Raw genomic sequence first — 20663 nt, 5'->3', positions numbered from 1 at the left:
AGTCATGAAAGCTTGCCGGGAAGGCATTCCGAAAAGTTATATGGCACAAGCCGGTTTTCATTGGCAGGCGGCCACCGCGCACAGTATTCTTGTCCATCGAATCGATTTTTTGGGCCAACATGAAACGTGAAATGCAGGCCTTGATGGGGATGTTGCTGATGGCGGGCGCCAGCGGCGGCGGCATGGCCGCTACATTGGATCAGGAACTGGTCGCCATCGCCGCCGACCAGGCGATGCCGCTGGCCAGCCTGTCGGTGCTGGCGGTGCGCGGCGGCAAGGTGCAGTACCAATATCAAACCGGCCAGCGGCGCATCGGCCCGGCGGCCGCGCCGGCCAATGCCGAGACCATGTATCGCATCGCTTCGATCTCCAAGATGATGACCACCTTCGGGGTGATGCGGCTGATCGAACAGCACCAGCTGGAGTTGGATACGGACGTGAGCCGGTATCTCGGCTATGCATTGCGCAATCCGCACTTCCCCGACCAGGCGATCACCTTGCGCATGTTGTTGACGCATACTTCATCCTTGCGCGACGACGCCGGCTATTTTTGGGGCGCGAATGTCGCCATCCGCGAGCAGCTGACCGGCGGCACGGCCGGCATGTGGGCCGGGGATCACGGCCCGGGAGGCTACTTCACGTACACCAACCTGAACTGGGGCGTGATCGGCACCATCATGGAGAAAGTCAGCGGCGAGCGATTCGACCGCTTGATGAAGCGCCTGCTTCTGGAGCCGATGGGCCTGCACGGCGGCTACAATCCTTCCGAATTCTCCGCCACGGAAATCGACAACGTGGCCACCTTGTACCGCAAGCGCACCGTCGATACCGAGGTATGGAATGCCGACGGTCCGTGGATTGCGCAAGTGGACGACTACAGCGCGCGGCCGCCCGCGCCGCCTGCCGGCCTGGCTGGCTATGTCGTCGGCGGCAACGGTACGCTGTTCAGTCCGACGGGCGGGCTGCGCATTTCCGCCGCCGACCTGGGCAAGGTCATGCTGATGTTGACCAACCATGGCCGCTATCGGGAGCGCCAGATTCTTCAGCCCGAAACGGTGGCGCTGATGTTCAGCCAGCAGTGGACATACAACGGCAACAACGGCGACACCTATCGCGGCCTGTATCACAGCTGGGGTCTGGGCAGCCAGCGTTTCGATGACAAGCGCCTGGTCGAGGGCGGCGGCTTCAGTGGCGCCGGCCACCTGGGCGAGGCGTATGGTTTGATTTCCACCTTCGTGGTCGATCTCGAGCGCGGCAACGGCATGGTGTCGCTGATCGGCGGCACCGGCGCCGACCCGGACCGCAATCCCGGCCGCTATTCGGCGATGACGCGCAGCGAAGAGCGCATCCTGACGGCGCTGTATCGTCACGCCATACTCGGCCGGTGATGGGATGAGCGAAGTGATCGTCATCGGCGGCGGCGTGGTGGGCCTGACTTCGGCATGGTGGCTGGCCGAGGCCGGCTATCGTGTGACGCTGGTCGAGCGTGAAGCCGAGGTCGGCAGTATGGCCAGCTACCGCAACGGCGGGCAGCTTAGCTATCGTTATGTGTCGCCGTTGGCCGATGCTGGCGTGCCGTTGAAGGCTTTGCAGTGGCTGTTTCAACCGGACGGCCCGCTGCGCCTCCGGCTGGAGGCGGATTGGCGGCAGTGGCGCTGGATGGCGCAATTCCTCGGCAACTGCAATGCCGCCGCCAACCGCCGTACCACCGCCACGCTGCTGCAACTTGGCGGCCTGAGCCGCCATGCGATGAACGAACTGTCGCTGCATGTGCCGCTGTCGGATTTCGCGTGGCGCGATGCGGGCAAGCTGGTCGTGTATCGCAGCCCGCGTCTGTTCGAGCACGCCGCCGCGCTGGCCGCCGTCGATGCCGAAGTGTTGACACCGGCCGCTACGGCACTGCGCGAGCCCGCGCTGGCGGCGCTGCAAGGCGACCTGGCGGGCGGCATCTTCAATCCCGGCGAGGCGGTGGCCGACTGTCACGCGTTCTGTGTGAAGTTGATGCAGCGTTTGCAAAGCCATCCCAATTTTAAAGGCGTCTTGCAGCGCGATGTGACCGGAATACGTACCGATCGTGGCAAGGTGGCTTGGCTGTGCACTGCGGCCGGCCCGCTGCGTGCCGATCATTTCGTGCTGGCCGCCGGTATTCAAAGTCGCGAGCTGGCGGCGAGTGCGGGCATTTATCTTCCGCTGTATCCGCTCAAGGGCTACAGCCTGACGGCGCCGATCCGTGAAGGCGACGTGGCGCCGGAGATCAGCGTGACCGACTTTGAACGCAAGGTCTTATACGCGCGCATCGGATCGCAATTGCGCGTGGCGGCAATGGTGGACATGGTGGGCGCGGATGCGCGCATCAATCAGCGTCGTGTGCAAGGCCTGGTGCGGCTGGCCAAGGAAGGCATGCCCGGCGCGGCCGACTACGACCGCGCCGACGCGTGGGCGGGCTTGCGTCCCGCCACGCCGAGCAGCGCGCCCATCGTCGGCGCTACACGTTACGGGAATCTATGGCTGAATGTTGGGCACGGCCCGCTGGGATTCACTTTCGCCTGCGGCACGGCCAGCCTGTTGGCGGGCATGCTGCGCGGCGCCGCATCGCCCATCGCACTGGATGGGCTGACGCTGCGCCGCTGACGATCAGGACTTTTGCTGGAACAGACGCAGGATGCTGGAGAAATCTTCCTGGCCGTGGCCCTGCTGCTGGTGCAGTTGGTACAGCTGACGCGCCAGGCTACCCAGCGGTGTGACCGCCTGCGCCGATTGCGCGGCTTGCTGCGCCAGGCCCAGGTCCTTCAGCATCAGCGAGGTGCCGAAACCGCCCGCATAGCCGCGCGAAGCCGGCACGTTGTCCATCACGCCGGGCCATGGATTGTACAGTTCCAGCGCCCAGTTGCGGCCCGAGCTCTTGGCCATGATGTCCGACAGCACCTTGGGATCGAGACCGTGGGAGACGCCCAGATTCAACGCTTCCGAGGTGCCTGCCATCAAGATCCCCAGCAGCATGTTGTTGCAGATCTTGGCGACCTGTCCTGCGCCTGGGCCGCCTGCGTGGAAGATGTTCTTGCCCATTTGCTCCAGCACGGGACGGGCGCGCTCCAGCGCTTCCGTCTCGCCGCCGACGATAAAGGTCAGCGTGCCGGCAGCCGCGCCGGCGGTGCCGCCCGAGACCGGCGCATCGATCATCGCCAGACCGAGCTTGGCTGCGGCGGCCGCCACTTCGCGCGCGGCATCGGCGGCGATGGTGCTGCAATCGATGAACAGCGCGTTGGGCGCGGCGTTGGCCAGGATGCCTTGCTCGCCCAGATACAGCTCGCGCACGTGGCGGTCGGCCGGCAGCATGGTGATGACGACGTTTGCCTCGCGCACTGCCGCGACGGCCGATGCGGCGACGCCCGCGCCCGCGCTGTGCAGGCTCTCCATGGCCGTTGCCGACAGGTCGAAGACCGACACCGTGCGGCCCGCGCGCAGCAGGTTGTGCGCCATCGGCGCGCCCATGTTACCCAGTCCGATAAAAGCGATATGCATTTTGTCTCCTTGTTAGTTTAAGTCTGCCAACGGATGCTGCGGGCCGGGCGCCTCGAAGAATTCGCCGACCTTGGCCTGTGCCTCGTCCAGCGTGGACGGCGACCATTGCGGCGCGTTGTCCTTCTCCACCAGCAGCGCGCGTACGCCTTCCGCGAAATCCGGATGGGCGCAGCATTGCAGGGCGACGATCAGTTCGAGGCGGAACACGTCGGCCAGGCTGAGGTGGCGGCTGCGTTGCTGCATCTCCCACACCAGTGCCACCGACGATGGCGCGCCCTTCGCCAACGCCGCCGCAGCGCGTTGCAGCCAGACCGAATCGCCCTGGTAGCCGGTGATGGCGGCGACCACCTCGTTCAGCTCCCGGCTGGCGGTCATCGCAGTGATGGTATCCCAGTTCTGGCGCACCTCCGATACCGGCAGCGACTCCGGCGCCAGGCTCAACGAACGCAGCAGACGGTCCACCACCACGCCTGCATCGGTGTTCCATTCGGCGGCGCACAAAGCCTCGACCACGGCTGCGCGTTGTTCCTGCGGCAGGAAATAGTCGCCCAGGCCGGTGAACAGCGCGTCATGTGCGTTCAGCGAGGCGCCGGTCAGGCCAAGGAACAGGCCGCTGCGGCCCGGCATGCGCGGCAGGAACCAGCTGCCGCCCACGTCCGGGAACAGGCCGATGGTAATTTCCGGCATGGCGATACGGGTGGTCGGCGTCACCACGCGATGGCTGGCTCCGGCCAACAAGCCCAGGCCGCCGCCCATGACGATGCCGCCGCCCCACGCCACCAGCGGTTTCGGATAAGTGTGGATCAGATGATCGAGCCGGTACTCCTCGCTGAAGAATGCCTGCGCCTGCAGGTTGGGCATGGCGGTGGGTTCGGCCAGGATGGCGTTGCGCAGCGTGCGCACGTCGCCGCCGGCGCAGAAGGCCTTGTCGGTGCTCGATTGCAGCACGACGCAGGCGACCGCGTCGTCCTTGGCCCAGTCCTGCAAGGCGATGTAGAGCATGCGTATCATGTTCAACGTCAGCGCGTGCAGCGACGATGGGGCGTTCAGCGTGGCGACACCGATGCGTTTGCCATCGGCGGCCGCGCGCGTTTCGAGCAACACGGCCGGTGTATTTTCCAGGGTGACCGTCTCACGCATTGGACCACCGCGCGGCACGTTTTTCCAGGAAGGCTTGCACGCCCTCTTTCTGATCCTGCGTGTCGAACAGGTCGACGAAGCGCTCGCGTTCCTGCGGCAGCATGTGCTGCGGCGGCAGGCTGCGCGCGCCCTGGATCAGCGCCTTGCAAGCGGTGACGCTGCTCGGGCTTTGGCGCCACGATTTTTCGGCCAGGGCCAGTGCCGCATCCAATCCGGCGCCGGTGGCGACCACTTCTTCCACCAGTCCAATCGCCAGCGCGCGTTGCGCATCGATGCGTTCGCCGCACAGTATCATGCGTTTGGCCCATCCTTCGCCGACCAGCCACGACAATTGCTGGGTGCCTCCGGCGCACGGCAGCAGGCCGACCGCCGCTTCCGGCAAGGCCATCTGCGCATGCTCTTCGGCGATGCGGATGTCGCAGGCCAATGCGCACTCCAGGCCGCCGCCCATGGCGTAGCCGTTGATGGCGGCGATGCTGACGCCGCGGAAGCCGGACAGCGCCTCGAACGCCTTGCCGAAGCGCTGCGCCATCGCGCGTGCCACGGCCTTGTCGCCGTCAGCGAACAGTTTCAGGTCGGCGCCGGCCGAGAAGAACTTGGCGCCGCCGCCGGTGATCACCAGCGCGTAGATATCGCGCTCGGCGTTCAGGTCGGTTACCAGTTCGGCCAGTGCCGCCAGGCTTTCCAGCGTCCACGTATGGGCTGGCGGATTGTCGAGGGTGACGACGGCCGTGTGCTGGCGCCGTTCCACTTGCAGGTTTGCGTAGGTTTTATTCATTTGATGTTCTCCGTGGCGCCTTCGCGCAGGATGGCCCTGCCGACGATGAGGCGCATGATTTCGTTGGTACCTTCGAGGATTTGGTGCACCCGCGTGTCGCGCACGTGGCGCTCCAGCGGATACTCGCGGATGTAGCCGTAGCCACCGTGCAGTTGCAGCGCTTCGTTGGCGACCGTGAAGCCGGCGTCGGTGGCGAAGCGCTTGGCCATGGCGCAGTAGACGCTGGCGTCGGGACTTTCCTGGTCCAGCTTCCAGGCGGCCAGCCGCACCATCTGGCGCGCGGCGACCAGCTCGGTCACCATGTCGGCCAGCTTGAATTGCAAGGCCTGGAACTGCGCCAGCTCGCGGCCGAACTGGATGCGTTCCTTCAGATAGTTGCCGGCCCGCGCCAGCGCCGCCTGCGCCGTGCCGACCGAACAGGCGGCGATGTTGATGCGGCCGCCGTCCAGTCCCTTCATCGCGATGGCGAAGCCCTGGCCTGGCTCGCCGAGCAGGTTGGCGGCCGGGATCGTCACGTTGTCGAAGTGGATGGCGCAGGTGGGCTGGCTTTTCCAGCCCATCTTCTCTTCGTTCTTGCCGAAGCTGATGCCGGGCGTGTCGGCCGGGACCGCGAAGGCCGAGATGCCGGCGGCGCCGCTGTCGCCGGTGCGCGCCATCACCACCAGCAGGTCGGTGCTGCCGGCGCCCGAGATGAAGGCCTTGCTGCCGTTGAGCACATAGCGATCGCCCAGGCGTTCGGCGCGGGTGCGCAGCGAGGCTGCGTCCGAGCCGGCTTGCGCTTCGGTCAGGCAGTAGCTGGCCAGCGCCTGGCCGCTGGCGAGACGCGGCACCCATTGCTCGCACACGGTCTGGCCGCCCCAGCGCGCCACCATCCAGGTCGCCATGTTGTGGATCGACAGGTAGGCGGTGGTGGAGGTGCAGCCGGCGGCCAGCTCTTCGAAGATGATGGACGCCTCCAGCCGCGACAGGCCGAGCCCGCCCAGATGCTGCGGCGTGTACATGCCGCAGAAGCCGAGCTCGCCCGCCTTGGCCAGCGTATCGCGGCAAAAGTAGCCGTCGGCATCCCAGCGGGCGGCGTTGGGCGTGAGCTCGCCCTCGGCAAACTCGCGCGCCGCCTGCTGGAAGGCTTGCTGCTCTTCGTTGAGCGCGAAGTCCATGCTCATTACTTCAGGCTGATGGTGGTGTTGACCTGGCCGACCGACGCCGCGTCCGCGAACCAGCGCTGGGTGATGGTCTGGGTCTGGGTGTAGAACAGCACCACTTGCTTGCCGTACGGTCCCAGGTCGCCCAGCTTGGAGCCGCGCGAGCCGGTAAAGCTGAACAGAGGGACCGGCACTGGAATCGGCACGTTGATGCCGACCTGGCCGACGTCGATGTCTTCCTGGAACTTGCGCGCGGCGGCGCCGCTTTGCGTGAACAGCGCGGTGCCGTTGCCGTTCGGGTTGGCGTTGACCAGGGCGATGGCTTCGTCCAGCGTGTCGGCCTCGACGACGATCAGCACCGGTCCGAAGATTTCCTGGTCATACACCGCCATGCCGGGCTTGACGCCGGACAGGATGGTCGGACCGACGAAGTTGCCGTTCGGGTAGCCGTCGACCTTGATGGCGCGGCCATCCAGCGCCAGATGGGCGCCCTGCTCCAGGCCCTTGCCGATCAGCGCCAGCACGCGCTCCTTGGCGGCGCAGGAAATGACGGGGCCGAGGTCGGGATTGTTCTTGCCGGCGCCGACCGACAGCGCGCCGGCCTTTTGCACCAGCTCAGGCAGCCATTCGCGCGCTGCCCCCACCAGCACGGCGACCGATGCCGCCATGCAGCGTTGGCCGGCCGCGCCGAAGCCCGCGCCCAGCAGCTGGTTCAGGGTTTGTTCCTTGTTCGCATCCGGCAGCACGACGGCATGGTTCTTGGCGCCCATCATGCACTGGGCGCGCTTGCCGGACAGCGTGGCGCGTTCATAGACGTGCTTGCCGACGTGGCTGGAGCCGACGAAGGAGACGGCGCGGATATCGGGATGGTCGCACAGCGCGTTGACGACTTCCTCGCCGCCATGCACCACGTTCAGCACGCCGGCCGGGATGCCGGCTTCCAGCGCCAGCTTGACCAGCTTCACCGTCACCAGCGGATCCTGCTCGGAAGGCTTGAGCACGAAGGTATTGCCGCAGGCGATGGCCATCGGGAACATCCACAGCGGAATCATGGCCGGGAAGTTGAACGGCGTGATGCCGGCGCACACGCCCAGCGGTTGCAGCACGCTGTAGGTGTCGACGCCGCCGGCGACGTTCTGCGCGAACTCGCCCATTTGCAGCGAGCCGATGTTGGCTGCGTGCTCGACCACTTCCAGGCCGCGGAAGATGTCGCCCTCGGCGTCCAGCAGGGTCTTGCCTTGTTCGGCGGTCAGCGTGGCGGCCAGGTCGGCCATGTTTTCGCGGATCAGCTGCTGGTATTTGAGGAAGATGCGGGCGCGCGCGCCGATCGGCGTCTTGCGCCAGGTCTTGAAGGCGCGTTGGCCGGCGGAGACCGCCTGCGCCACTTCGTCCACCGTGGCGAACGGCACGCGGGCCAGCACTTCCTGGGTGGCCGGGTTGACGACGTCGCGCCAAACGGTGGTGCGGGATTCGACCCATTCGCCATTAATCAGCAAGGGTACGGTAGGGATAGCTGTAGTCATCGTCGGTCTCCTGGTGGTGTGTCGAAAGCTTGCTTTTTTTGCTAATTGTTTGCATTATTCGCTTATCTGGAACGAGCGTAAAGACGTAAAAATGCGAGGAATTGCGAAGCTGATGCCGGAATTTTGCGAAGGTTGCGAAGATGTCTAAGGTTTTCATGGGAGTGCGTTTGCAGAAGTTGCGCGAGGAGCGCAAGCTGACCCAGGCCGCGCTGGCCAAGTTGCTGGACATCTCGCCCAGCTACCTGAACCAGATCGAACGCAACCAGCGGCCGCTGACCGTGTCCATCCTGTTGCGGGTGGGCGCGGTGCTGGGCGTGGATCCGCAGATCTTCTCCGAACACGACAGCGCCGGGCTGGTGGCCGACCTGCGCGATGCCTTCAGCGAGCTGCCGGATGCCGACACCTCGCTGGCGGAGTTGAAGACGCTGGTCGAGAACATGCCGGGCGTGGCACGCGCCATCGTGCAGATGCAGAGCCGCTACCGCATGGTTGCCGGGCGCGCGGCGGCGCTGGAGTCGCAATTTGACGACGGCAACCGCGGCATCAGCGTGGCGCCGCCGTCGGTGGACGAGGAAGTGCGCGATTACCTGAATCAACGCCAGAACTATATCGACGAACTGGATCGCGCCGCCGAGTCGCAGGTGGACGCCGACGCGACCGCCTTGCAGCGCCGCCTGGCCGACCGGCATGGCGTGACGGTGCTGGCCTCGCATCAGTCCGGACTGCCGACGGCGCGGCGCCACTACGATCCAGATCAAAGAATACTTTGGCTGCCCGATACGATCAGCGAAGGCCAGCGGGCGTTCCAGATGGCGGCGCAGCTGGGCTTGCTGGAACAGGCGCAGACGATCGAGTCGCTGCTGCGGGCCGCATCGTTTTCCAGCGAGGCGACCCGGGATGGTGCGCGTCTGGCGCTGTCGAACTACTTTGCCGGAGCGGTACGGCTGCCCTACCGGCGCTTCCTGGCGGCGGCCGAGGCGTGCGGCTACGATATCGAGCTGCTGGCGGGACAGTTCGGCGTCAGCTTCGAGGCGGTTTGTCATCGGCTCAGCACGATGCAGCGTCCTGGATTTGCCGGCTTGCCGGTGTTTTTCGTGCGCGTGGACCGGGCCGGGAATATTTCCAAACGTCAGTCGGCGGCGGCCTTTCACTTTTCCCGCGCGGGCGGGACCTGTCCGCTGTGGGTGGTGTACGAGGCGTTCAGCCTGCCGGGCAAGGTGTTGCGGCAGGTGGCGCGCATGCCGGACGGCAGCACCCATCTGTGGATCGCGCGCCAGGTCAGCAGCGGGCCTGCCGGATTCATGGCGCCGGGCAAATCGTTCGCTATCGCGCTGGGTTGCGATATCAGCCAGGCGCAGCGCATGGTGTACGCCAAGGGCCTGGACCTGGCCAACCCGGACGTCGCCACGCCGATCGGCAATGGTTGCAAAGTCTGCGAACGGAATGATTGTCCGCAACGGGCGTTTCCATCTATTCTGCGACAGAAACCCGTCGCCGCCCGACTGTCACGGCAAAGTTAGGTTCCCCAGGAACTCAGCGCCGTCCTACAACCACACCGCTTGCGCACCTATAGCTGGACCGGGGCGCTCCAAGCATGATGAGTGTTGTCACCTCGTTATCCAACGCGGGACCTTACTCACCATCTGGAGACCACCATGAGCTATCTAGACCGCGATACCTACGGCATTTACAGCGACACCTCGGCCGGCCCCGGCCCTCGGCTGATGGGCGCCGACACCCTGATCGGCGAGGACGTCTACAACCTCCAGGACGAAGACCTGGGCGACATCAAGGAGATCATGCTCGACATGCGCCAGGGTCACGTTGCCTATGCGGTGCTGTCGTTCGGCGGCTGGCTGGGCTTGGGCGACAAGCTGTTCGCCGTGCCTTGGCAAGCCTTGCAACTGGACACCGTCAACAAGCGCTTCCTGCTGGACGTGTCCAAGGAGCACCTGAAGAACGCACCCGGCTTCAACAAGGATAACTGGCCCGACATGGCCAGCGCCGAGTTCAGCACACAGATCCACAACTTCTATGGCACCCAGCAGAACGTACCCGGCGCCCGCACCGCCAGCGGCAGCGTGATGGGCACCGCCAGCGGCAGCCTGCAAAGCGATCCGGGCGCCAGCGCCAGCCGCACACCCCCCGGCAGCAGTAGCGGCGGCAGCGGTGGCAACCTGTAGCGGCTGGCCCACAGAACGTGCAGATTGGCTCGTCAAGGCATGCGATAGCAAGCGTGCCTGACGGGCATCTCTGGTCTAATTGTTGCATTGACAGCAATTAGACCCACCATGCAAAAATCCTACACCACTCCCCTGATCGCGCTGGCCCTGTGCGCCGGCATCCTTCCCGCCCTCGCCTTCGAGCCCCTGCCGCCGGAAACCATGGACGACGTCCGCGTCTTCAAGGTCGAGATATTGCAGGTCACCGACATCGAGCCTTACCAGCAGGCCTACACCGGCTTCATCAAATCGCTGCAGGACAGCGGCCTGGTCGAAGGCAAGAACTTGAGCATCCATCGCGTGGCCATCGACTTCGATGTCGAGAAAGGCGGTTTCTGGAACCGGCTGGGCGTGTTGCTGCGCATCCGCCAGGAGACCAGCCGCATCGTCGCCGTCAAGCCCGACCTGGTACTGACCGTCGGCACGCCGGCCACCAAGTATGCGCGCGGCATGCTGGTCGACGCCCATATCCCGCTGGTGTTCACGGCGGTGGCCAATCCCGAGGATGCCGGCTGTGTGTCCTTGGTCGACGCCGGCGAAGGCGCAACCGGCTCCACCCTGTACACCGACATGTCGGACTCGCTGAAGCTGGTCCGTGAGGTGTTCCCCAACGCACGCCGGATCGGCATGGTGCATACCGACGATGAAAACGGTGTCGCCAACGTGGCGGCGGCGACCCGCGACGGCAAGCCGCTGGGCCTGGACGTCAGCACGCGGCTGGTGAACAAGACCGACCCGATCGCGCCGACGCTGAAGGAACTGTACAACGGCGGCCGCGGCGTCGATATCTTTGCTGTGCCGCTGGACACTTACTACGGCCTACACCGCTACGAGGCGGCGATCGACCTGGGCGACTTCGGCATCGAGAACAAGGTGCCGGTGGTGACGCTGGCGATGGTGCGTGTGCCTGGCGCGGCGCTGTATGTCGGCGCCGATTTCACCCAGGTCGGACGGCTGGCCGGCAACCAGGCGGCCAGGATCCTGCAACGCCACACCAAGCCGGACGTCATGCCCATCTTACGCCAGATGACGCCGACGGTGATGGTGGATCCGGCACGCATGGCGGCCTTGAAGGTCACGCTGCCGGCCGCGATGATCGCCCACAAGACCGAGACCAGCAGCGGCTTCTGGCAGATCGACATGGCCAAATAGATACTACTGCATGGCGACTAGCACGAGGATCAGGCCCTGCCCGCTCGCGAGAGGCTGAAGAGCTTTTCCAAGTATCGCGCCGACCGCGTCGCCCGGATCGTCAACGCGCATGGCGTGACCCGGGGTCTCGGAGGTCGTTAACAGATCGCCGACCTTGATGGGCGAGCTATTCGCATCAGCTTTGCAATATACCTTTCCGAAAAGAGCTAGCGGCATGCGGCTTGCATCGGAATCACGCTGATCCAGGATAATCGCCGGCCGGAGATTGCCGGCTCCCGATACGATACCCGCAACCCTTGTGTCATAGGCGTGTCGGCTTTGTGCCAGGACACCCGTATCGTCGATCACCAATACAGTTCCCGGCTCAACTTCATGTGCGCCAACCACATCGAAATGCTCGGCACAATCGGCTCCGGTCAGAATGACGTCACCATCAACCTTGACGTCACCACCAACCTTGATGTCTTTTTCGAAGACTGCACGTCCCCCAACCCCAATGTTGTCCATGAAGCTAACCGAATTGGAGAATTCCGAACCGCTGGCCGTGCTCAGAACGGTGGTGCCAAAATCGCTGGAAAGTGTAATGCGTCCGGCAGACTCCAATAGCACCGAACTCTCAAAACCGGGCGTGGAGTTCTTGATGCTTAAGTTTCCATGTGCTGGGTCCAATGAGATTGCAACTTCATCGGAATTGAGCTTCAGCATGCCAGTCGCATCGGCGATAAACTTGGTCGCTCCTTCGGTATTAGTGATCGCAATAATTCCGTTATTGAGGGCGACGGAACCATCTTTGCCAAGAGCGACACTAATATGCCCCTCGCCGTCGTCGATCGAGATCGATCCGCTGGTATCAAGCCGGATCGCGGTACCGTCATCTCCGTTAATTTGAACTATGCCCGGTTCGGCAATCAGGCTAATACGCTGACGGCCATCCTTAGGTCATCCCTGCCCAAACAGAAATAGACCTTCTGCCAAAATCACTCCGGCTGGATTGAGCCCACCCATGAAAACAGGGTCCGCTCCAATCACCGTACCGGTATTTCCCTCGCCGTCGTTAACGATTACCGGCGCTATGAAGGTTGACATTTGAACGATCTCCTCAGAAAGAAGCGACATGTATTACTGACGTCGATACGAAATATTTCCGGCTTCCTTGCGCACGCCCTCGTCCGGGTCCTTCGTTAACAACTCCTTCACTTTCATTCCGACTTCAGGCGAAAAATTCGTGGACATAGATCTTAATGTTCGCACCCGAACACTGGGATCGACATCGTTCAAGAGCTTTATTACTTGCGGCGACAAGCTTTGCTGGAAATGTTTTAGCGAACCGGCGGCGGCGATGCGAACACGAGGATCTGTATGTGCAGCAGCCTGGTCAAGCACTTCGAGCGCAGCAGGCGTTCCGACAAAGCCGGCAAGCGAAGTCGCCTTCGCTGCAACAGCGATGGACGCTGTACGAGCAAGCGTTATCAGATGAGGGATGACGGACGGCCCAAGTTGAGCCAGTATTTCATACTGTGGTTCATCAACATCCAGGCGCTGCGCCAATTCTTCTATCGAAATCGACATTGGAGTGCTCCTAACAAAAACGTACCAGACTGCTGCTTTGCATCGTCCTGATCTCATCTTCAGCCAAGACAGGCACCCCGACTATGGCGTCCGTTCCTATGCCGTCCCCGCCGATCATTAACCGGGTCACATCTCCAACATGAGACAGTCCAAGAACATGACCTATTTCATGTGCCAAGGTCCATTTTGACGCGATGGTCGCCACAACCGCGCCTTCCCTGTTCCGCGGATGAGTTGCACATCCGTTAAACACTGGATTTGTCGCTTGCACGAAATAAACTACGATGTCACCGAAGACGACATTATTGCGATGGTCATATAACTCAGCCTGCTCTTCGGTGACGGTTCCGTCACAGTTTCCAACGTCCACGGTATTTAACAAGGAGAAATTTTCAATTGCCGACAGCGGTTCCCGACTGGCTTCGCGGACCCCGATAAACGCCGTGTCATAGACCTGTCGCATAAGAAGCAACATTTTGCTAATGCGAATGTCCGGCGCAGTAAGAGTTTTCAAATGGACGGTAATACATTTGACATAAGGGCAAGGCGCAGAAATGAACTGGCGCAAGGAAAGGGGAAAGGCCATGCCGCCCTTTACAGCAGCTGCCTTGACGCTGGCGGGTGTTCCTGCAAGCCGGCAAGAGTCACTTAGGAAGTGCATAAACATCTCCTCACGCTGATACGACATTTCTTATATTTCTAACGGAACAATTTACAAGAGATGCGACTTGTTGGACATCCGGCGCAGCTGAAAGGTTCCGTTTCAAACGCCGACACCTTTGCGGCCGGTCCTGCTGAAGGAGTGGCCGCACCAAGATTGGGCATTTTCTCTGGCACGTTTCTTGATAGAAGAGAAATGTACTCATCAGGGAATGTTCGATATGGCTAAATTCTTCAACGAAATGACCGCCGACGGGCTGGCCCACCATGCCAGCGCCGAGGTACGTGAACACTACCGCGAGTTTTGCGGCTGGCTGCAACGCCAGTCGGCCGAGACCATCGAGCGCAAGCGGGCCGAGGCCGATTTGACCTTCCGCCGGGTCGGCATCACCTTCGCCGTCTACGGCGACGATGCCGGCACCGAGCGGCTGATCCCCTTCGATACGATACCGCGCATTATTCCGGCGGTCGAATGGAAGCAGCTGCAAACCGGGCTGGTGCAGCGGGTCCAGGCGCTGAACATGTTCATCCATGATATTTATCATGACCAGAACATCATCAAGGCCGGCATCATCCCCGCCGAGCAGATCTACAAGAACGCCCAGTACCGGCCGGAGATGCAGGGCATCAAGGTGGTGTCGGACATCTATGCGCATATCGCCGGGGTCGACATCGTGCGCGCCGGCCAGGGCGAGTTCTACGTGCTGGAGGATAACCTGCGGGTGCCGTCCGGCGTCTCCTACATGCTGGAAGACCGCAAGATGATGATGCGGCTGTTCCCCGAACTGTTCGCCCGCAACAAGATCGCGCCGGTCGACCACTATCCCGACTTGCTGCTCGACAACCTGCGTTCGGTGGCGCCGATGGGCATCAACGATCCCACCGTGGTCGTGATGACGCCGGGCATGTACAACTCGGCCTACTTCGAGCACGCTTTCCTGGCGCAGCAGATGGGCGTGGAGCTGGTCGAGGGCAAGGATTTGTTTGTCAGCGATAACACGGTGTTCATGCGCACCACGCGCGGCCCCAAGCGGGTGGACGTGATTTATCGCCGCCTGGACGACGATTTCCTCGATCCGCTGGCGTTCCGACCGGATTCCTCGCTGGGGGTGCCGGGGCTGCTGTCGGTGTATCGCGCCGGCCGCGTCTCGCTGGCCAACGCCATCGGCACCGGGGTGGCGGACGACAAGTCGATCTATCCCTTCGTTCCCGACATGATCAAGTTCTACCTGTCCGAGCAGCCGGTGCTGAACAATGTGCCGACCTACCAGTGCCGGAAAAAGGAAGACTTGGCCTACACGCTGGCCAACCTGCCCGAGCTGGTGGTCAAGGAAGTGCATGGCGCCGGCGGCTACGGCATGCTGGTCGGCCCGGCCTCGACCAGACAGCAGATCGAGGACTTCCGCCGGCGCCTGATCGCCAGGCCGGACGGCTATATCGCCCAGCCGACGCTGGCCCTGTCGGCCTGCCCGACCTACGTGGAAAGCGGCATCGCGCCCCGCCACATCGATCTGCGTCCTTTCGTCCTGTCCGGCAAGACCATTTCGATGGTGCCGGGCGGCCTGACCCGCGTGGCCTTGCAGGAAGGCTCGCTGGTGGTGAACTCGTCGCAAGGCGGCGGCACCAAGGACACCTGGATTTTGGAACGCTAAGGAGAGCCCATGTTAAGCCGTACCGCCGATCACCTGTTCTGGATGGCGCGCTACACCGAGCGCGCCGAAAACACCGCCCGCATGCTGGACGTCAACGTGCAGACGTCGATGTTGCCGCAATCCGACGAGGAAAACGCCCACGGCTGGCGCGCCATGCTCGGCATCTCCGAGCTGCAATCCGCGTTCGACCGCAAGTACGACTCGCTGGAGGCGCGCGCCGTCATCGATTTCATGGTGCGCGACCCGGACAACCCCTCCTCCATCGTGGCCTGCCTGACCGAGGCGCGCGAGAACGCCCGTGCCGTGCGCGGCACGCTGACCACGGAAGTATGGGAAATCCAGAACCAGACCTGGCTGGACATGCAGAAACGCCTGGACAGCGATCTGCTGGAAACCGATCCCAGCAAGTTCTTCGAGTGGGTCAAGTTCCGCTCGCATTTGTCGCGCGGCGTCACGGTTGGCACCATGTTGCGCGACGAAGCGGTGCATTTCATCCGATTAGGCACCTTCCTGGAGCGGGCCGACAACACCGCCCGCATCCTCGACGTGAAGTTCCACGGCGGCGGCGCGGAAAACACCGCCGAGACCATGACCCAGCGCGATTTTTATTACTGGGGCGCGCTGCTGCGCTCGGTGTCCGGCTTCGAGATCTACCGCAAAGTGTATCGCGACGTCATCACCCCGGCCCGCATCGCCGAGTTGCTGATGCTGCGCGGCGATATGCCGCGTTCCTTGCTGGCCTGTATGGACGAGGTGGTCCAGAATCTGCTCGAGGTACGCAATGACGTTTCCGCCGATACCGAACGCTTCGCCGGCCGCCTGCGCGCCGAACTGCAATTCGGCAAAATCGACGACATCCTGGCGAACGGCCTGCACGACACCCTGACCGGCTTCCTGGCCGATATCAATCAACTGGGCAATCGCGTCAGCCGGGATTTCCTGGTGCCGCTGGCGGCTTGACACGAGGCACTCTATGCAACTGACGATACGGCACGAAACACGCTACACCTACACCACGCCGCTGGCCTACACCATCCAGCAGCTGCACCTGACGCCGCGCGCGGAAGCGCAGCAGCACGTGTTGTCGTGGAACATCGCCATGCCGGGCCAGGTGCATGCCTACACCGACGCCTACGGCAATCTGTCGCACATGATGACGATGAACGTCCCCCACCAGGGCTTGACCATCGTGGCCGGCGGCGTGATCGAGACCACCTGTCCGAAACAGGGCCGCATTCCGAACGGCGACAGCCTGTCGCCGCTGATCTACACGGTGTCGACCCGGCTGACCGAGCCCACGCCCGGCATCCTGGAACTGGCGGCCTCCTGCCTGCCGGATGGCAAGGCGCGGACCAGGGACCTGATCCGCCTGGCGGAGCACATCTTTGGTGCGGTCCGGTATCAAAGCGGTGCGACCGCCGTGACCACCACCGCCAGCGATGCGTTGGCGCTGGGTGAAGGCGTATGCCAGGACCACGCGCACCTGTTCCTGGCCTGTTGCCATGCGCACGGGATACCGGCGCGCTACGTGTCCGGCTATATCGATCCGGAAACCAGCGACCACGCCGCCAGCCACGCCTGGGTGGACGCCTGGGCCGAGGACCAGGATTACACCGGCTGGGTCAGCGTCGATGTGACCCACGCGCGGCTGATGACGGACGCCTATTGCCGCCTCGCCATCGGCCGCGACTACGATGCGGCGGCGCCGGTGCGCGGCGTGCGGCGCGGCGGCGGCACCGAGTCGATGAGCGTGGACGTACAGATCGTGCCGCAATAGTTTCGGCGCCAGCGACGGGGTGTACAATAATAATTATCCTAATCAATAACTTGTAACGATGACCTATTGTGTGGGCATGCGCCTGAATGCCGGGCTGGTGTTTCTATCCGATTCCCGCACCAATGCCGGTGTGGACCAGGTCGGCACCTTTCGCAAGATGAGCGTGTTCGAAATTCCCGGCGAACGGATGATGGTGATGATGACCGCCGGCAATCTGTCGATCTCGCAATCGATACGCCAGTTGGTGTCCGAGCAGCAGAACGCGGACGGCCACAGCATCTGGACCGCCACCAGCATGCACGAGGCGGCCCGCCTGCTGGGCGACGCCGTGCGCCAGGTGCACGAGCGCGACGCCAAGGCGCTGGCCGAGTTCGGCATCGAGTTCAATGTCAGCATCATTTTCGGCGGACAGATCAAGGGCGAGCGCTGCCGCCTGTTCCAGATCTATTCGGCCGGCAATTTCATCGAATCGCACGACGAAAACACCTATTTCCAGATCGGCGAGGCCAAGTACGGCAAGCCCATCATCGACCGTGTGGTCACCCCCGCCACCAGCCTGGACGACGCCGCCAAATGCGCGCTGATCTCGATGGATTCGACCTTGCGCTCGAACGTGTCGGTCGGCCTGCCGCTGGACTTGCTGGTGTATGAGACTGAAAAGCTGGCGGTCACCCATTTCGTCACCATCGACGAGCGCAACCAGTATTTCCAGATGATACGCAGCACCTGGGGCCATCAACTGAAGCGCGTATTCGAAGGCCTGGACCATCCGGTCTGGGACGCCGCGCCCGAGGCCTCCAGCAATGTGCTGCATTCGGCACAGGCCGGCGGCAAGCCGGTGCGCGTGGCGCCGCCGGCGAATGTGGCTGTGCCACCGGTGTCGGACACGCCATTGCAAACGCTGACGCAACAGTTCCATGACGGGCAACAGTAGTCGGCGTTCAGGAAAGAGTATGATGCAAAGAGTTTTCACCTTACACGGAGCGATGCATGTCTGACGCCTTACCGCCGGTAGCCGAGGAACAGATCTTTTCGGTCGATACCTTGCTCAAGTACATGGGCAATGACGATAAAGCGCTGGCCGTAGTCTCCAAGATCGTGCGCGACGCCTGCGCACCCGGCATGGCGCCGATCCAGCAGGCGGCCGTCGCGCTGCGCGAGGAGCGCTACACCGAGGCCGGAAAGATCCTGCACAGCCTGCGCGGATCGATAGGTACTCTGGGCGCCAAGCGCCTGGTGTTGTCCTCGCTCAAGCTGGAGCAGGCCATCGCCGGGCGTCTGCTGGACCAGGTTCCAGCGCTGTTGCGGGACCTGGAATCCGAGTATCGGCTGGTGTTGCAATCAGCCGACGGCTGGTTGCAAGGAAATGCACCACAAGGCGGGCAAACCGCCCAGGCCTGAAGTTACAGTTACACGCTGGACTGCTACCACTTTCACCAGCGGTTATCCCCGACCGCTGTACGTGCCCCACGCCTCATGCTTGCCTGATCAGTTTATTGCTGTCTCAGAGTCAACTATTTGCAATCTTGCCTACGTAGAATTCAAAAAAATCGGGCATATTGTTCAGTAATTGTGAATACTTATCCGTGTTGCAGTGCAACCAAGCGTGCCCTGTTGCCGCTTTATAGCCCTTCTTAACGAATGGTTACAATTGTTACCCCGAATATCGGCTGGCTTACCGGAGGCTGAAAAGCTTCGTGATAAGATCCGATCCGTACTGGCCAATTCAAGCCAGCTAGCAAGGCGGAATCTAGTGTGCGCCGTGTTTGCCGACGATTTTGTAGAATAGAAAGATAATTTTATTGCGCTGGGGCATCTTGCGCAATTGATAATTTGTCTCAGTGCAAGTATAATGGTGCATTGCGTCGAGACGCTTGAACGACGCGTGCAGCATTTGAAGTGCCACAACAGACGGCCTAGGTTTTAGCCTTGGACAGCGCAGTCGCAGGCTTTCCTCACTGACAGTGGTACTGCTTTAACCAAGGGTAACTAAAATATGGAATTATTCAACAAGTCTGGCGTGCTGGTATCGTCGGTGCTGGTGCTGGTGGGAGCGCTGATCGCTTGCCAGGCTCAGGAAGACGGGATCCCTTCGCCGACCGCGATTGAAGCCGCCGCCATGCAGTTGGGTCCACAAGGCCAGCCAGCCGCCGAACGCCGCTTGCAGGAGTGGGCCGAACAGGGTTCGCCGGTGGCCCAGCGCGAACTGGCGCTGCGGTATCTGGCCAACCCGGCCAAACGCGGTGAAGCCCAGCAGTTGTTTGAACGCGCCGCCAACGCCGGCGATGCCCAGGCCGCGGTGGGACTGGTCGGTATGTATCACAGCAGATCCGCCGGCGGCAACGCCACCATCAGCGCCGGCCGGGTGATCAAGGAAGCCGCCAACGTGAACTACCTGCCGCACTGAACCCTTGGTTCCCCTTGCCATAGAGCCGCAACACCCATTTGGTGCTGCGGCTTTTTTATTGTGTTGTTGATTTATACTTTACAAAACATGAATGGGAGCGCCGTATGGACCGGTTGCGTGCACTGGAAGTGTTCGTTGAGGTAGTTCGCCGGGAAGGCTTTGCCCGTGCTGCGGACGCGCTCGACACATCACCGGCCAACGTCACCCGCTACATCAGCGACCTGGAGGCGCATCTGCAAACCCGGCTGCTGAACCGCAGCTCGCGCAAGATGTCGCTCACCGCCAGCGGCGAGGCGCTGTTCGAACGGGCCAAGTCGATCCTGGATGACGTGGCCGAGGCCGAAGCCATCGTTTCCTCCGCCACCATGCAGCCGCAGGGCGTGCTGCGCATCAACGCGCCGCTCAGCTTCGGCGTGTTGCACCTGGCGCCGCTGTGGGCCAGGTTCATGCAGAAATATCCCGACGTGCAACTGGACGTGGCGCTGATCGACCGCGTGGTCGATATCGTCGAAGAAGGTTACGACATGGCGATCCGCATTTCGCGCGCCGGCTCGGCCTCCAACGTGGCGCGCAAACTGGCCACTTCGCACAATATCCTGTGCGCATCGCCCGCCTACATCGAGCGACGCGGCATGCCCATGCAACCCGCCGAGCTGCTGCAGCACAGCTGCATCGGCTACAGCTACGCGGCCACCGCCGATGAGTGGCAGATACTGGACGCCCAGGCGCAGCCGCATACGGTCAAAGTGCGCTGCGTCATGCACACCAATAACGGCGACACCGCGCGCGGCGCGGCGTTGGGCGGCCTGGGGGTGATCTGGCAGCCCAGTTTCCTGGTCGGCGCCGACTTGCGCGAAGGCAGGCTGGTGCGGGTGCTGCCGGACTACCACATGCCCGACATCGACGTGCTGGCGGTCTATCCCAGCCGGCGCCACCTGAGCGCCAAGGTGCGGGTGATGATCGACTTCCTGGTCGATGAATTTTCCGGCACGCCGCCGTGGGACCGCGTTGACTGATTTTCGGCCATAAAAATCCCCGAGTCCATTTGATGCACCTCATATAGCCCGCCCGCCCTGGCGCAGATACTTGTCTGTGCTGACTGCACAGGAGGGGATGCGA

20 protein-coding genes are annotated in these 20663 nt (G+C 62.7%); 12 read left to right on the top strand and 8 right to left on the bottom strand.

Translation table 11 applies throughout. The features are described from left to right. Nucleotides 1-119 precede the first annotated feature (119 nt). Both AC1RMD_RS06790 and AC1RMD_RS06785 read left to right on the top strand, forming a co-directional pair. The gene (locus tag AC1RMD_RS06790) at nt 120-1388 is read left to right on the top strand and encodes a serine hydrolase domain-containing protein (protein WP_492924919.1); all 1269 of its coding nucleotides are present in this window, start codon (nt 120-122) and stop codon (nt 1386-1388) included. 4 nt (nt 1389-1392) lie between these two features. Continuing rightward, nucleotides 1393-2631 (top strand): D-amino acid dehydrogenase, encoded by a 1239-nt coding sequence (locus tag AC1RMD_RS06785; RefSeq protein ID WP_492924917.1) that lies wholly within the window; start codon nt 1393-1395, stop codon nt 2629-2631. 3 nt (nt 2632-2634) lie between these two features. On the opposite strand, the gene mmsB is transcribed toward AC1RMD_RS06785, so the two are convergent. From mmsB to AC1RMD_RS06760, 5 genes are read right to left on the bottom strand one after another with little or no spacing between them, the layout of a single operon-like run. Next, nucleotides 2635-3522, bottom strand: a complete 888-nt coding sequence (mmsB, locus tag AC1RMD_RS06780; RefSeq protein ID WP_492924915.1) for a 3-hydroxyisobutyrate dehydrogenase — start codon at nt 3520-3522, stop codon at nt 2635-2637. A gap of 12 nt (nt 3523-3534) precedes the next feature. Beyond that, entirely contained in the window at nt 3535-4662 is a 1128-nt protein-coding gene (locus AC1RMD_RS06775) for an enoyl-CoA hydratase/isomerase family protein (protein ID WP_492924913.1), read from the bottom strand. Beyond that, nucleotides 4655-5440, bottom strand: coding sequence for an enoyl-CoA hydratase (locus AC1RMD_RS06770; protein ID WP_492924911.1), 786 nt, complete (start codon nt 5438-5440; stop codon nt 4655-4657). The genes AC1RMD_RS06775 and AC1RMD_RS06770 overlap by 8 nt, the downstream gene beginning before the upstream one ends. After that, nucleotides 5437-6597 carry an acyl-CoA dehydrogenase family protein gene (locus tag AC1RMD_RS06765; protein ID WP_492924909.1) on the bottom strand — a complete coding sequence of 387 codons (1161 nt, stop codon included), beginning with the start codon at nt 6595-6597 and terminating at the stop codon, nt 5437-5439. The genes AC1RMD_RS06770 and AC1RMD_RS06765 overlap by 4 nt, the downstream gene beginning before the upstream one ends. Nucleotides 6598-6602: 5 nt before the next feature. Next, complete coding sequence (locus tag AC1RMD_RS06760; RefSeq protein WP_492924907.1) at nt 6603-8105, bottom strand: CoA-acylating methylmalonate-semialdehyde dehydrogenase; 1503 nt, start codon at nt 8103-8105, stop codon at nt 6603-6605. Between the two features lie 140 nt (nt 8106-8245). Here AC1RMD_RS06760 and AC1RMD_RS06755 point away from each other — a divergent pair, with 140 nt between their 5' ends. The 3 genes from AC1RMD_RS06755 (at nt 8246) to AC1RMD_RS06745 (ending at nt 11479) form a co-directional block, all read left to right on the top strand. After that, entirely contained in the window at nt 8246-9625 is a 1380-nt protein-coding gene (locus AC1RMD_RS06755; protein ID WP_492924905.1) for a short-chain fatty acyl-CoA regulator family protein, read from the top strand. Between the two features lie 135 nt (nt 9626-9760). After that, nucleotides 9761-10288, top strand: coding sequence for a PRC-barrel domain-containing protein (locus tag AC1RMD_RS06750; RefSeq protein WP_492924903.1), 528 nt, complete (start codon nt 9761-9763; stop codon nt 10286-10288). Nucleotides 10289-10396: 108 nt separating this feature from the next. After that, nucleotides 10397-11479 (top strand): ABC transporter substrate-binding protein, encoded by a 1083-nt coding sequence (locus AC1RMD_RS06745; RefSeq protein WP_492924901.1) that lies wholly within the window; start codon nt 10397-10399, stop codon nt 11477-11479. A gap of 3 nt (nt 11480-11482) precedes the next feature. Here the strand turns inward: AC1RMD_RS06745 and AC1RMD_RS06740 are convergent, their stop codons facing one another. The 3 genes from AC1RMD_RS06740 to AC1RMD_RS06730 all read right to left on the bottom strand — a co-directional run bounded on the left by AC1RMD_RS06740 (nt 11483) and on the right by AC1RMD_RS06730 (nt 13709). After that, nucleotides 11483-12184, bottom strand: coding sequence for a hypothetical protein (locus AC1RMD_RS06740; RefSeq protein WP_492924899.1), 702 nt, complete (start codon nt 12182-12184; stop codon nt 11483-11485). Between the two features lie 414 nt (nt 12185-12598). Further along, nucleotides 12599-13048, bottom strand: a complete 450-nt coding sequence (locus AC1RMD_RS06735; RefSeq protein WP_492924897.1) for a HEAT repeat domain-containing protein — start codon at nt 13046-13048, stop codon at nt 12599-12601. Nucleotides 13049-13058: 10 nt separating this feature from the next. Then, entirely contained in the window at nt 13059-13709 is a 651-nt protein-coding gene (locus tag AC1RMD_RS06730) for a hypothetical protein (RefSeq protein WP_492924895.1), read from the bottom strand. A 220-nt stretch (nt 13710-13929) separates the two neighbouring features. Between AC1RMD_RS06730 and AC1RMD_RS06725 the strand changes: the two genes are divergently transcribed. From AC1RMD_RS06725 to AC1RMD_RS06695, 7 genes are all read left to right on the top strand, one after another. Then, nucleotides 13930-15360, top strand: a complete 1431-nt coding sequence (locus tag AC1RMD_RS06725; RefSeq protein ID WP_492924893.1) for a circularly permuted type 2 ATP-grasp protein — start codon at nt 13930-13932, stop codon at nt 15358-15360. Between the two features lie 9 nt (nt 15361-15369). Beyond that, nucleotides 15370-16320, top strand: coding sequence for an alpha-E domain-containing protein (locus AC1RMD_RS06720; protein WP_492924891.1), 951 nt, complete (start codon nt 15370-15372; stop codon nt 16318-16320). A gap of 13 nt (nt 16321-16333) precedes the next feature. After that, entirely contained in the window at nt 16334-17137 is an 804-nt protein-coding gene (locus AC1RMD_RS06715; protein WP_492924889.1) for a transglutaminase family protein, read from the top strand. A gap of 58 nt (nt 17138-17195) precedes the next feature. Beyond that, complete coding sequence (locus AC1RMD_RS06710; protein ID WP_492924887.1) at nt 17196-18071, top strand: proteasome-type protease; 876 nt, start codon at nt 17196-17198, stop codon at nt 18069-18071. Nucleotides 18072-18127: 56 nt separating this feature from the next. After that, the gene (locus AC1RMD_RS06705) at nt 18128-18538 is read left to right on the top strand and encodes an Hpt domain-containing protein (RefSeq protein WP_492924885.1); all 411 of its coding nucleotides are present in this window, start codon (nt 18128-18130) and stop codon (nt 18536-18538) included. A 595-nt stretch (nt 18539-19133) separates the two neighbouring features. Further along, entirely contained in the window at nt 19134-19544 is a 411-nt protein-coding gene (locus AC1RMD_RS06700; RefSeq protein WP_492924883.1) for a hypothetical protein, read from the top strand. A gap of 104 nt (nt 19545-19648) precedes the next feature. Then, complete coding sequence (locus AC1RMD_RS06695) at nt 19649-20560, top strand: LysR family transcriptional regulator (protein ID WP_492924881.1); 912 nt, start codon at nt 19649-19651, stop codon at nt 20558-20560. Nucleotides 20561-20663 lie beyond the last annotated feature (103 nt).

The sequence above is a fragment of the Duganella sp. GW822-FHT06D06 genome (assembly GCF_058799615.1).
Note: the sequence above shows the minus strand (reverse complement) of the source record. Positions and strands in the feature narration are given on the sequence as shown.

Coding starts and splice junctions, on each gene's coding strand:
- AC1RMD_RS06790 (WP_492924919.1), top strand. CDS start 120: ATGAAACGTGAAATGCAGGCCTTGATGGGGATGTTGCTGATGGCGGGC.
- AC1RMD_RS06785 (WP_492924917.1), top strand. CDS start 1,393: ATGAGCGAAGTGATCGTCATCGGCGGCGGCGTGGTGGGCCTGACTTCG.
- mmsB (WP_492924915.1), bottom strand. CDS start 3,522: ATGCATATCGCTTTTATCGGACTGGGTAACATGGGCGCGCCGATGGCG.
- AC1RMD_RS06775 (WP_492924913.1), bottom strand. CDS start 4,662: ATGCGTGAGACGGTCACCCTGGAAAATACACCGGCCGTGTTGCTCGAA.
- AC1RMD_RS06770 (WP_492924911.1), bottom strand. CDS start 5,440: ATGAATAAAACCTACGCAAACCTGCAAGTGGAACGGCGCCAGCACACG.
- AC1RMD_RS06765 (WP_492924909.1), bottom strand. CDS start 6,597: ATGGACTTCGCGCTCAACGAAGAGCAGCAAGCCTTCCAGCAGGCGGCG.
- AC1RMD_RS06760 (WP_492924907.1), bottom strand. CDS start 8,105: ATGACTACAGCTATCCCTACCGTACCCTTGCTGATTAATGGCGAATGG.
- AC1RMD_RS06755 (WP_492924905.1), top strand. CDS start 8,246: ATGTCTAAGGTTTTCATGGGAGTGCGTTTGCAGAAGTTGCGCGAGGAG.
- AC1RMD_RS06750 (WP_492924903.1), top strand. CDS start 9,761: ATGAGCTATCTAGACCGCGATACCTACGGCATTTACAGCGACACCTCG.
- AC1RMD_RS06745 (WP_492924901.1), top strand. CDS start 10,397: ATGCAAAAATCCTACACCACTCCCCTGATCGCGCTGGCCCTGTGCGCC.
- AC1RMD_RS06740 (WP_492924899.1), bottom strand. CDS start 12,184: ATGCTGAAGCTCAATTCCGATGAAGTTGCAATCTCATTGGACCCAGCA.
- AC1RMD_RS06735 (WP_492924897.1), bottom strand. CDS start 13,048: ATGTCGATTTCGATAGAAGAATTGGCGCAGCGCCTGGATGTTGATGAA.
- AC1RMD_RS06730 (WP_492924895.1), bottom strand. CDS start 13,709: ATGCACTTCCTAAGTGACTCTTGCCGGCTTGCAGGAACACCCGCCAGC.
- AC1RMD_RS06725 (WP_492924893.1), top strand. CDS start 13,930: ATGGCTAAATTCTTCAACGAAATGACCGCCGACGGGCTGGCCCACCAT.
- AC1RMD_RS06720 (WP_492924891.1), top strand. CDS start 15,370: ATGTTAAGCCGTACCGCCGATCACCTGTTCTGGATGGCGCGCTACACC.
- AC1RMD_RS06715 (WP_492924889.1), top strand. CDS start 16,334: ATGCAACTGACGATACGGCACGAAACACGCTACACCTACACCACGCCG.
- AC1RMD_RS06710 (WP_492924887.1), top strand. CDS start 17,196: ATGACCTATTGTGTGGGCATGCGCCTGAATGCCGGGCTGGTGTTTCTA.
- AC1RMD_RS06705 (WP_492924885.1), top strand. CDS start 18,128: ATGTCTGACGCCTTACCGCCGGTAGCCGAGGAACAGATCTTTTCGGTC.
- AC1RMD_RS06700 (WP_492924883.1), top strand. CDS start 19,134: ATGGAATTATTCAACAAGTCTGGCGTGCTGGTATCGTCGGTGCTGGTG.
- AC1RMD_RS06695 (WP_492924881.1), top strand. CDS start 19,649: ATGGACCGGTTGCGTGCACTGGAAGTGTTCGTTGAGGTAGTTCGCCGG.